Raw genomic sequence first — 12057 nt, 5'->3', positions numbered from 1 at the left:
TTACATAAAATCTTTATATAAAGGCTCCAGATTGCGCGTAACGATAGGTCTAGTCGCGATCGCCTTGCCCTTTTCCTGAGGCAGATCGTCTTCATAGGCCTCTCGAGTATCCTGATAAACCAGGCCCAACGGAATCTTTTCTCCCCACTCGCGCGCCTTGATGAAGGCGGCATTGAAATCGGATGAGTCGTGCTTGGCCTCAGCCAAATCATATACCCTTTCATTATAATACTGATACGTATTGATCTTATTGAATGTAACACAGGGCTGCAAAATGTCAACAAACGAAAAGCCCTTGTGCTGGATGCCCAATTTGATCAGGTCCTTAAGCTGTTGCGGCCGTCCGGCATAACCGCGAGCCACGAAACCGCCGCCAGCCGTCATCGCCAGGCTGACCGGATTGGTCGGCACTTCGATGAGGCCTTCGGGGGTGGATTTGGTTACAAACCCCTTGTCCGAGGTCGGAGCCGATTGGCCGGTAGTCAGGCCATAGACCTTATTCTCATGGATAAGGTAGGTGATATCCACATTGCCGCGCAAGGTGTGGATGAAATGACCCATGCCCTCACCTAAGCCGTCGCCGTCGCCAGCAACCACGATAACGGTCAAATCCTTGTTAGCTAGTTTGGCCCCAACGGCGGTCGGCAAGGCGCGGCCGTGCAGCGAATGCCAAGCATAAGTATTGACTGTGTTATACATATTGCCAGCGCAGCCGATGCCGTAAACGATCAGCGTCTTGTGTGGCGGGATCTTCAGCTCATCCAGGGCGCGCTTGATCTCGTTCCAGATGCTGTAATTGCCGCAGCCGGGACACCAGGTCGGCGGATTGATGGTGTTGAACTGTTCAATGGCCATATGTTTATTTCATTAATTTATTAATCTTTTCCGCCAGCTCCTCCGGGAAAAATGGCCGGCCGTCATACTTGAGAATCTTGTCCTTGATTTCGATACCGGTTTCCTGGCGGATGATCTGCCCGAGCTGGGCCTGGGAATTGTTCTCGATCAAAACCACCTTCTTAGGCTTAGCCAAAAGACCCGTGACCGGCTTGATGGCCTCAGTCACTTTCTTGTTCGGGAAAGGCCAGATGATGTTCAGATGCAGCAAGGCGATCTGCTTCTGCTTGTCTGCCGGCAACAGTTTGATGGCGTCCAAAATCGGACCCTTGGTCGAGCCCCAAGCCACCAGAGTGATTCTGGCCTTAGGCGAACCGTACCAGTTGGCGCCGTCCAAGTCCTTGGCGGCGGTCACCAGTTTGCGTGCGCGCTTATCCACCTGAGCGATGCGGTCTTCGATCGTCTCGCTCGAAAAACCTTGCTCGGTGTGTTCATAGCTATCAGCCCAATAAATGCCGTCCTTCATACCTGGCAGAGTACGCGGTGAGATGCCGTCATCAGTAACCTTATAGCGCTTATAATTCTTCGGGATCTTGCCTTCAGCCAAAAGCTTGCCTCTTTCTATCTTGACCTTGCTGGTATCGAATGGGTTGACCGTCCCAGTTCCCTCGCCCAAAAACTTATCAGACAAAAGAATGACTGGCAGCTGATATTTTTCGGCCCAATTGAAGGCCTCGGCGGTAATGGAGAAACATTCTTCGATGTCTCCAGGCGCGGCCACGATGCGGGGGAACTCACCCTGGGCACTGTGCAGAACAAATTGCAGGTCTCCCTGGTCGGTCCAGGTCGGCATACCGGTTGCCGGGCCGGGACGCTGGACATCAACCATGACTAACGGCGTCTCACTGACCGCACACAAGCCTAGACCCTCGCCCATCAAGGCGTAACCTCCGCCCGATGTACCGCACATGGCACGAGCGCCGACATGAGCTGCACCCAGGGCCATATTGATGACCGAAATCTCGTCTTCGGCATGTTTGACAACCAGTCCGGTCTTGACCGCCTGGGCTGCCAAGAACAGCATCAATGAAGTCGAGGGCGTCATCGGATAGGCGGCGAAAAAATTGACTCCAGCCGCCAAGGCCCCCATGCCCATGGCCTCGTTGCCAGCAATCAGCAAGCGCTTCTCACGGGCGATGGGCTCAAGTTTGACCTTGAAATCGATCTTGCCATAATGCTTCTTGACGTATTCTTGCCCCTGTTTCAACGCCTCTATATTCTGGTCTATGACCTGGGGCTTGGCCGCGAATTGTTCCTTGATGATATCGTTCAAAATTGACAGTGGTAAGTTGAGCAGTCCGGCGGTGGCGCCGATGGCCACCACATTGCGCATGATTTCGCCGCCCGTCGCGGCGCTAATCTCTTTCAGCGGCACGGAAACCAGGCTGATTTTTTTGGCTTTGAATTTGGCCGGATTCAGCTTGATCTCACTGCCGTCATAAATGATGGCCGATCCCTCGGTCATTTCTTCGAAATGCTTGTCGATCGTCGTCTTATTCAGGGCAACCAGGACTTCCACTTCCCGGCTGGCGCTGAAAACCGGCTCCGTAGCGATGGTGATCTGATAGGTGTTGTGGCCGCCGCGGATTAGTGACGGATATTCGGTATAATCGAAGGTGTGATAGCCGGCACGCATGCAAGCCTTGGCGAACGACAAGCCAGCCAGCTTGATGCCGAAACCGGCCTCGCCGCCAACCTTCCAGGTGAATCGAAAATGATGCTTGAGCATATATGTTTTTATTTAATTACGCTCTTTCATTATATAAAAAAACTGCCCTTCTGAACAGTTTTTATCGACTTCCTTCGGTTTGTCTGCCTACTCTTGGGCCTGTCTGCTCTTCGCAAGCAAAAGCGATAAGATTACCAATAAAAAAGCGGTCAGGGACATCAGAGGAATCGTGACATAGCCATATTCGACTATATATTGCTGAGTGCAGGATATTTCCCCGATAGCCGAACAGAAAGTAGCAGTTACTGCCTGATAAACGATGTAATTATGATACAAGGAAATGGCTAAGCCGATGAAAAGCAGGGGTAGACTATAGCAGATGACAACCATCTCCCGCCTCAGGAGGGCTAGCCCCAGCAGGATTGCCTGGGGATACATAAAAATGCGTTGGAACCAGCAGAGGTCGCAGGGTTTGAAACCGGCGATTTCCGATAAATAGAGGCTGCCCAATGTCGCAACCAAGGCCGTGGCAAAGGCCAGGGGCAAGGATAGGTGCGCCAGAAAGCCATGCAAGCGGGGCAACTTGCCCCGGAAAACCAATGAAACCAGAATTATCGCCGATACCGCTTGGGCGGCTATAACTAGCGTAGCTAAAAATTTGATCACCATGTTGCCTGTTTAGTTTATTTCGATATCGATGTGGATAATGCTCGGTATCTCACTCTGGATCTTTTCTTCGATTTCGTTGATGTAATTGCCAACGATCCGGGGCACCCGGTCAATATAGCGAACAGCGAACTTCTTGAATTCCTCGAAGTCGCCATCGATTTCCTCGAATTCTTCCTTGAGGTTGCCTTGGAGCTTCTTCAGGAGATGGGCGCCATTGAACTCGATCTCGCACAAGACGTGATAAGCTCCGACATCCAAAATGGATGATTTGAAATTAATGACCCGCTCGACCGCCGGTTCGGCCTCAAGAATGTGGATTATCTGCTCTTTTACCTCTTCAGGGATGGCTTTGCGGATAAGGTACTGGCGATTTTTCCTGATCAGCACCACAGCTATGACAGCCAGCATCAACCCGATCACGACAGAGCCCAGGCCATCCCAATAATGTTGGCCTGTGAGCTTCACCAAGGTGACAGAGGCTAAGGCGACCAGTACGCCGATCAAGGCGACACCATCTTCGTAAATCACCGCGATGGTGGTCGGGTCGCCGTCCTTGAGCAGCTCACCGAAGCTTGCCTCCGGGTCGGAAGACTTGAGCTCGCGTACGGCGACAATGAAAGTCACGGACTCCACGATGAACGACACCGCCAATATGGCAAAAACCAGGGGTCCGATAGTGATCGATTCCGGATGCTGCATCGAGTTTATTCCATTGACTGCGGTTACGCCAGCGCCCAAGAAAAAGATGCCACAAGCCGAAATCAACGCCCACAAAAATCGCTCTTGGCCGTAACCGTAGGTGTGCTCGGAATCGGCTTTCTTGATAGAGCGTTTGATGCCGACCATCAGCAAGGACTGGTTCATGGTATCAGCAAAGCTATGGACCGACTCGGAAAATAAGGCGCTGGAGCCTGAAACCAAAAACCCGACGAATTTAATAACCGTAATTGAAGCATTGCCTAAAATAGCTAAAGAAACCGAAAAAAAGCCAGAAGCATGGTTATGCTTTCTCATATTTATTATTATTCATAACTTATTCTTTACAGTACTAATATTAGTCCTTTTTTTAATATAGTACAAATGTTCAAATTATGACCGCATAAATTAGGGCAAACATATTGACTGGCCGACTATTTATGATAAAATACCGGTAATGATTACCATGACTTACACAATCAGGAAAAAACGCCAACTGCTTTGGCGTTTTTTTAAAAATCCGACCGTTCACTGATATCCCGTGAATCGGGATATTTTTTTGTCCTTTAAAACCAGAGAAAGGAGAACGCCGATGAAAAAAATCCTTGAAAAACCAGCGTATGTCTTTGAACCGTCCAGCTATGAACAGATCCTGATCGATTTAGCACGGCGGCACGGCGGCTGGATCAACGCCCACACCCACCTGGACCGAGCCGACACCCTTGGAGCCAACTTCTGGGTCCATGCCGGCATCGATCCGCTTGAGGCCGCTACCCTACCCCTGTCAGTCAAGCAGAACCTGACCGGCGAACTGCACAAAGGGTTGGCCTACACCAAGGAAAGCCTGAAGGAGCGGATGGAGAAGCAGCTGCTGCAAATGATTGCCAACGGCACGAAGGAAGTCGTGTCATTGATCGACGCCACCCCGGATATCGGCATGGTCGCTATCGATACGGCCTTAGCCCTCAAGAAGAAGTACAAGGGTCAGATCGATTTCAAGATTGGCCCGCAACCTATCTTCGGCTTCAAGCAGGAAAAATCCGAGCGTTGGGATTTCTTCAAATCCGCTGCTCAGGTTTCCGACGTACTGGGCAGCTTACCGGAAAAAGATGACGCCCCGAATAAAATCGGCTACGACGAGCATCTCAAGCTGGTACTGAAATTGGGCATCGAACTGGGAAAGGAAGTCCACATCCATGTCGATCAGGCCAACAACCCCTCGGAAAACGGCACCGAAACCTTGGTCGAGGCGGTCAGATGGCTCGGCAGCCCGAAGATAAAAGATTCGACCGAGCCCGGCGTCTGGGCTGTCCATGCCATCTCCCCGTCATGTTATGACGAGTACCGCTTCAAGAAGCTGCTGGACAACCTCAAACGCTACAATATCGGCATTATCTGCTGCCCCCGAGCGGCTCTGTCGATGCGCCAGATCAGGCCGATCGAAGGTCCGCTGCACAACAGCATTGCCCGTTTGCTCGAGATGATCAAGTGGGAGATTCCGGTCCGCCTCGGCACCGACAACATTGCCGATATCTTCATCCCCAGCGGGTCGAACAACATGCTCAATGAAATCGGCTACCTGTCAGACTCCCTCAGATATTACCTGACCAAGCTCTGGGTCAAAATCGCTTGCGGCGAAACCCCCAATGACATGGATCGGGCCAGCATCTCCCGAGCTCTTTATGAGGACAGCAAGGTCTTCCGCGAATACCGCCCCGATTTCCCACGGATAGACATCGGCTGATTCACCTCAATTAAAACCAAAAGCCGCGACACAAGTCGCGGCTTCTTTGTTTGTGCGGAGAGGGAGAGATTCGAACTCTCGAGACTATTTCTAGTCTAACACCTTAGCAGGGTGCCCCTTTCAGCCACTCAGGCACCTCTCCAAAATTTAATCTATTGATAACAAGTATTTTATTCGTTCTCTTCCTTTGCCAGTTTTTAAAAACTGCTCTTCTTTTCTTGCATCATCTTTGCTCAGGAAAGCTTCATAATACACCAAATCCCAAGGTCCATTATTTCTGGTAAAGTCTGAATGGCCAGAATTGTGTTCCGAAACTCTTCTCTTCAAATCATTAGTAAAGCCTTTATAAAGCTTTCCGTTCCTTCTACTTTTTAGTATATAGACATAGTACATAAAACAGCCACTCCCCGCCCAAGGCGGGTCCGCCTTGGGCGGAAGGCACCTCTCCTTTTTTTGCTATTTTTACACAAAAATAACCAAAATTCTTGGTTATTGAGCGATATACACATTCTAATATATACCACTCTTTTTGTAAACCCTCCAAGCCACGTCTCGCCTATCCCCTGATCAGTGCTAAGACATCGACAGATTTGGCTCCAGCTCGTTTCAAGACTAAGGCGCAGGACTCGACTGTGGCGCCAGTCGTAACTACATCATCGACAAGCATCACCCTTAATCCTTTCAAATTCAAACCGGATCTGACAGAAAAGCAGCCATCAACATTAAGGCACCTCGCGCTTGATTCCATTTTCGCCTGAGGCTTTGTGGCCTTATGACGGAATAAGATACCGCTATCATAGCTCCAGCCGAAATAGCTAGCTATGGCTTCAGCTAATAACGCCGATTGATTATAACCCCGCCAACGATGACGCTTGCCGTGTAGTGGAACGGGCAAAACTAGCAACTCCTTGGGAATATTGTCCTGTCTCGCCAAAAAATCCGCCATCAGAGTCCCAAGAACCTGGTCCGCAGATCTTACAAAATCATATTTGAATATTTTTACCAGCCTCACGGGTATATCTTGATGATAGCTGAAGGCGCACAACACCCGTCTGCTGTGTGCCAAGGGTGCGCAATGGGTACATTTGCCGCCATCCTGGTTCGGTTGGCCACAAACCAGGCAATCCTGCTGCGGCCGGAAAAATAATATGCCAGAACAGGCTTTGCACAGCCATTCACCTTGCTTGCCGCAGCCCGCACATCGTTTTGGAAAAATGGCATCAAAAAAACAAGATCCGAGAATCGAAATCTTGTTTTTCAATATCTCAAGCCTGCACATTATTGCCTATCTTTCCAATACGCCTGATCCACCTTCCAGGTACCTCCCTGCTTCAAAAGAGTAATTTCAATAGCTTGCCCAAAACTGACCGGCGCTCCGGCCTGGCCGATTGTTTCCCTTCGTTGCGACTGAATTGAAACCTTGGCCACGCCCTTCGCCTCATCAAACTCCACCATCTTCTTGGTTATAGCCTTGGTCGTAATGCCGTAGTAGTCGGTCTTGCCGGCCTGTTTCAAGGCCTGTGTTTTAACGAAGTCCTCAGACCAGGCCTTCATCTTGTCTGTCATGAACAGCTTCAAGTCATCCATATTCTGAAAATTGGAGTGGCTGGAATAGCTGCCGAAACGCTCGGCAAAACTGGCAGCTAGACGCTTGATCCCCTCTTGATCAAGCTCCGCTTTAGTAACTGGCCTGGCATCGATAATTTTCGGGGGCTCGACTACGGTCTTGACGACCGGCTGTTCCTTGGCCGGTTCTGGCTTAGGAGTTTCGGCCGCGGGCTTGTTGAACTTGAAGAAAAACAGGAAATAAATTATCAGGATCAATATGATGACCCCCAGGCCGATAAAGAAAAAGCCAATAAATCGACGATCCATATGTTTGGTTGCGCCGAAGCGCGGTTATTATAAATCAATATCCATGTCCTGCGGCTGTGAAGATCCGGCATCATTGCTTGCCGCGAATTCACGCTTAGCCTCCTCGATCTCCAAGAGCTGCTTCGGGTCAGTGGTGATTAGCTGGTCTTCGGTGTATGAAGCCACAACCTTGATGGCGGCATGCCGCGGTCCGGCAAAAAATATCCCCTCGCCCACGCCGCACTCCATCAGCAGATATTTCTCGCCCTCAGTCAGGCTGAAAGTTTTTTGGATCATCTCGATCGAGGCCGGCGACTGCTTCAATAGAAGCTGCAACGACGAGTTGGTCACGATGGCCTGACCATAGGGAGAGCGCAAAAAGTCATTGACATCCTGGGTGATCGTAGTGACACCGAGATAATATTTACGGCAGCGCTTGACCAGAGCGAAAATGAACTTCGCCGAATCCTCATGCTGCATCATCCACCACGCTTCGTCAATTACCAAAATGCGGCGCTTGGTTTCTGAGCGGACGATATTCCAGATATAGTTGATGATCGTATAAATGGACATCGGCCGCAATTCGTCTTCAAGGTCTCGGACAGAGAAACAGATCAGTTGGTTATCCATTTTGACATTGGTCGGGTTATTCAAAAGACCGGCGAAAGTGCCCTCGGTATATTTTTTCAGACGAACAACCAAGTCAGACGAGCCCTCCATGCCCTCAAGGATATCCTGAAAGTCCTGCAAAATCGGCGACTCGACCTTGGAAAGATCGGCGTCAGGCGTGATATCCTTCTTGGCATAGGTTTCCAAAAGTGCTCTATCGATTATTGAATCCTCTTCGTTGGTCAAGGTGCCTAACATGATTTTCAACAGGCCTTTGACCGTTATGACCGCGCTGCGGATGATGTCCTCAGCTCTAGCGTCACCGCCGATGGAGCGCGGCAAATCGAAAGGATTGATTTTGTTTTCGCTAGACAAGGAAATGTTGATATAAGTGCCGCCGACAGCATCTGAAAGGTGCTTATATTCATACTCCGGGTCGATGATTATCACATCCGTACCGACCATCAAGCTGCGCAATATCTCAAGCTTGACGGTATAGCTCTTACCCGAACCTGAGGTGGCAAACACGACCGAATTGGCGTTCTGCAGGCTGAAACGATCGAATAAAATCAAGCTGTTGTTATGGCGGTTAATACCGTAAAGGACGCCATTGTCCGTTGTCAGCTCCGAGGACATAAAAGGAAAAGATGAAGCGACCGGCGATGAATTCATGTTAAAGCAGATGAATAGCTCGTCATTGCCCAAAGGCATGGTTGAATTGAATCCCTGCTCAGCCTGGAAAAAAACCCGGCGGGAATACACCAGCCGCGAACCGAAAATATTCTCTATCTCATCAGAGAGGTTATCAAGCTCCTCCTTAGAATCGGCGTACAAGGAAACGTACAGGGCGAATTGGAAAAACTTTTCAGTTCCCTGGGTCAAGGCATCGCGCAAAGCCTCGATATCGCGCAAGGCCGTTTCACGCAACGGGTCGCGGGCGGCTCCCTTTTCCGCATCAGCGATAATCTGGGCCTCCAGGGCGCCTACCTTGTTCTTTAGCTGCTTTAAGACTACGCCGGCCGCCACCGGATAAAAAAACATAGCGATATCGAAGGTTGAATTCAGGTTGATGATGGGGGAAAACCAGCCCACACTGATGTAGCGGGGATAATTGATGACGAACAAGGTACGAACATACTTCTCGCCCAAACGGAGATAGTCTGAATTTATCTGGAAGCTGGCAGGGGCGATAAGGTCACGAATCGAAACGACACCCCGACGAAAAGCCTTTTCCTGTTCGATAATGTCGCGAGCCTCTTTCGATTCTTTGGGGTCAACCACAGGCATAACCGGCTTCTGCGCGGCAGCCTGCCCTGGTTGCTGGGTATTTTGGTTTTTTACATCGTTTAAGTTGAACATGCTATTCTGTTACACGCAATTTTTTAACGTCGACCAGCTTCTCATGAGCCGAGACGACCGGATTGTAAGTATTGTAGTAAAGCTCTATCAGGCTCTGCGTGTCCAATTCTACGGACTTGAGGCCGATTGAGGCCAAGCCGCTCATCACGTTATCAACCCGGCGGGTCAGCTCGTGGCGGCGTCGCAAAAAGGTTTCCCGTTTCATTTTGACCAGATTAACCGGCTTGAATGCCTCTTTCATCGAACTAAAGAAACCCTTCTGCTTATCCGATAGCGGATTGAACGAGATTACCACGTAAAATCGCTTGCTCATGATCTTGCCGATGGAAATCAGTTCGCCGATATACTGGATATAGTCGTTGATCTGAATCTTCAAAAGCTCGTTGGTCTGCTCCTTCTCCTTCTGCTTAAGGCTGTTCAGGTATTTCTCTATATCCAGCTCACGTGACTGGATTACGATCTGGACAGGAAAATCGATGTTATTCAAAAAACTGACATAAGACGAAATGACGGCGTTCTGCTCATCTTCGCTCTTCAGGGAGAAGTTTATGCTGGAAACCAGCAGCACCGAACGCATGGTGCTATCTTTCATGATTACCGTATCATCGCGTATTTCCGCTATGTCTAGATAGTGCTGCGTCGATTTATTTATTTTGCCTGTTGCTAACTTATTTTCCATAATTGCTTTTTATTTTCTGATTTCGCCTCGGTAAGCGCCCTGCGTATCGACGATCAATGACATCTCATCCAGCCTGGAACCGCCCAAAGTGTACTCCTTGACCGGAACAGGTTCGAACCGTTTAAGTGAAGGATCTTCTGCTTCGACCGAAGATTCGACGCTTTCGTCCTTGAGCCAGATTCTGGTCTTTGGTCGCTTGAAGGTCTGGATGACATTCAACATAAAAAAATGAAACGGTCGGCCGTTGATCTTCACGAATGCCAGCACAATCATAATTGCAAAAATAATTATTCCGAAAAAAATGAAGGCTGAAAAATCAAACAATCTGTAACACAAAGCGATAATCAAAAATGATGCCAGGATAATAACGAATTGGCGCGTGGTAATCGGGCCGATAATCTTATCTTCAACATCGATAAACTGAGGTACCGTGAATTGTTGCATACCCTAGAATCTTAACTCTTGATTTAACTTCATTATAGCCTCAAACTCGGCCTGATTCAAACAGTCCTCATTGGCCTGGCTTTTCTGGGTGATTACCTGGTCGATACTCAACCCTTGACTTAGCGCATTTTGCGTCATTGAGACATACAGCTGATTCAACGGGCTTTGCCGCCAAGCCTTGATGCCCTCTAACTTTTTAGCATATTGCTCTTTTTCCAAAAGAGTAATTTTGTCCCTGAGCTTAGCTGTACTTTCAGCCGCCACCTTGCCCAATCGACGAAAGCTCACGGTATCCATGAAGCGCAGCTCATCGATCGGACCCATAGTCTTGGGGACGAATTTGACGTCTTCCATCTTCTTTTTGCCGATGGCATCAGAATTGCGAAAAAACGAGAATGTCTTTTTGGCCGGTTCGGCGGGCAGTTGAGGTTTTAACTGGATTGTTGCCGCTACTGGTGCGGCGGGAGCTGGTTGAGGTGCTGCCGTCTCTGCCTGCGCCTTTTGGCCATCACTCGGCTGAGCCTGATTCTTGCGCTCCTCTATCGCTTTGCCTAAGTCGTACTCAACATCACGAGCTCCAATCTCCTTTAGCACGGCCATTCTGTCGGAAGCCAGCTTGTCCTCAGGCAATACTATCTTTTTCGGTTGCTCCATTTTTGCATCTCCATCGACCGCCACGTACTTCTGGGCCAGCTGCATGATGCGTTCTATTTCCGCATCATCAAGATTCAGCCCACCCGCCTCAATCGGCTTGAGCATGGCATCTTTAGTCTCAATCTTCTTCCGAATGCCTTTCAAATAGGTGCTGAATATCTGCCTGAAACGGTCGACTAGGATTTGGCTGGAAAAACTGATCTTACACTCTTCGATCAGCTTGGATAGATTTTCTTCGGTCGGGTCCGTGGCCGGTTTTTCAATGACATCCATCTGCTCTGTCAGAACTTTAATTTCCGTTTCATCTTCTTCATTGAAAATATCATCCTGTCTTCCGGTCTTGAGGTCTAGCTGTAAAGTCTTTTCCCGATTAAGCTCTTTCAATTCCTGAGAAAGATCCAAAACCTCCTCCTCGGCATGGCTATGATTGGCTGGAGCGTCAGGAAGATTGTGCTCGATTTCAACCAATTCCTGTCCTTTAGCCACTGGAGTCGGGCTCTCGGTCATAAGATATTTCATTGCTGGCGACAGGATCTTCTCCCTTAGGGCGGCAGCAACTGCGACCGCCTCGGCCGGACCCATCTTCAAATCTATCAATAAATGATTGTCTAATTCGGCCAATCTGACCTCCTTGACCAGGATGCGCATGACCAAGCTGGCCAGGTTGACGTGGTACTTCTCTTCCAATTCATCCAAAGAAGCCATCGCTTCAGGCGAAGAAGCCGCCGCCTTGACTTCGGCCGGCAGCTCGTTGAATTTTCTCAAATAATCGAAACTCATAATTGT

12 protein-coding genes and 1 tRNA gene are annotated in these 12057 nt (G+C 49.4%); 1 reads left to right on the top strand and 12 read right to left on the bottom strand.

Annotation, left to right across the window (positions count from 1 at the left end; translation table 11 throughout):
• From HGA34_02060 to HGA34_02045, 4 genes are all read right to left on the bottom strand, one after another.
• Positions 1-855, bottom strand: coding sequence for a 2-oxoacid:ferredoxin oxidoreductase subunit beta (locus tag HGA34_02060; GenBank protein NTW22312.1), 855 nt, complete (start codon positions 853-855; stop codon positions 1-3).
• A 4-nt stretch (positions 856-859) separates the two neighbouring features.
• Positions 860-2623, bottom strand: coding sequence for a 2-oxoacid:acceptor oxidoreductase subunit alpha (locus tag HGA34_02055; GenBank protein ID NTW22311.1), 1764 nt, complete (start codon positions 2621-2623; stop codon positions 860-862).
• Positions 2624-2710: 87 nt separating this feature from the next.
• Positions 2711-3232 (bottom strand): disulfide bond formation protein B, encoded by a 522-nt coding sequence (locus HGA34_02050; GenBank protein NTW22310.1) that lies wholly within the window; start codon positions 3230-3232, stop codon positions 2711-2713.
• Between the two features lie 9 nt (positions 3233-3241).
• On the bottom strand, positions 3242-4246 hold the full coding sequence (locus tag HGA34_02045; GenBank protein ID NTW22309.1) for a cation diffusion facilitator family transporter: 1005 nt from the start codon (positions 4244-4246) through the stop codon (positions 3242-3244).
• Between the two features lie 274 nt (positions 4247-4520).
• Between HGA34_02045 and HGA34_02040 the strand changes: the two genes are divergently transcribed.
• A complete protein-coding gene (locus tag HGA34_02040; GenBank protein NTW22308.1) occupies positions 4521-5672 on the top strand; it encodes an amidohydrolase family protein in 1152 nt (383 codons plus the stop codon).
• Positions 5673-5727: 55 nt separating this feature from the next.
• Here HGA34_02040 and HGA34_02035 read toward each other — a convergent pair.
• From HGA34_02035 to HGA34_02000, 8 genes are all read right to left on the bottom strand, one after another.
• Positions 5728-5814: transfer RNA gene (locus HGA34_02035), tRNA-Ser, on the bottom strand.
• A 5-nt stretch (positions 5815-5819) separates the two neighbouring features.
• Positions 5820-6065, bottom strand: a complete 246-nt coding sequence (locus HGA34_02030) for a GIY-YIG nuclease family protein (protein NTW22307.1) — start codon at positions 6063-6065, stop codon at positions 5820-5822.
• 163 nt (positions 6066-6228) lie between these two features.
• Positions 6229-6951: a ComF family protein gene (locus tag HGA34_02025; protein NTW22306.1), complete on the bottom strand. Its 723-nt coding sequence runs from the start codon at positions 6949-6951 to the stop codon at positions 6229-6231.
• Positions 6951-7547: a hypothetical protein gene (locus HGA34_02020; GenBank protein ID NTW22305.1), complete on the bottom strand. Its 597-nt coding sequence runs from the start codon at positions 7545-7547 to the stop codon at positions 6951-6953. The genes HGA34_02025 and HGA34_02020 overlap by 1 nt, the downstream gene beginning before the upstream one ends.
• 27 nt (positions 7548-7574) lie before the next feature.
• Positions 7575-9422: a DUF87 domain-containing protein gene (locus HGA34_02015; protein ID NTW22304.1), complete on the bottom strand. Its 1848-nt coding sequence runs from the start codon at positions 9420-9422 to the stop codon at positions 7575-7577.
• A 73-nt stretch (positions 9423-9495) separates the two neighbouring features.
• The gene (locus tag HGA34_02010) at positions 9496-10173 is read right to left on the bottom strand and encodes a hypothetical protein (protein NTW22303.1); all 678 of its coding nucleotides are present in this window, start codon (positions 10171-10173) and stop codon (positions 9496-9498) included.
• Between the two features lie 9 nt (positions 10174-10182).
• Entirely contained in the window at positions 10183-10617 is a 435-nt protein-coding gene (locus tag HGA34_02005; protein NTW22302.1) for a PrgI family protein, read from the bottom strand.
• 3 nt (positions 10618-10620) lie between these two features.
• A complete protein-coding gene (locus HGA34_02000) occupies positions 10621-12051 on the bottom strand; it encodes a hypothetical protein (GenBank protein NTW22301.1) in 1431 nt (476 codons plus the stop codon).
• Positions 12052-12057 lie beyond the last annotated feature (6 nt).

The organism is Candidatus Falkowbacteria bacterium, from assembly GCA_013336275.1.
Classification (GTDB): domain Bacteria; phylum Patescibacteriota; class Patescibacteriia; order Patescibacteriales; family GWE2-39-37; genus JAAXUA01.
The sequence above is the reverse complement of the archived record's forward strand: the minus strand, read 5'-3'. Positions and strand labels throughout refer to the sequence as shown.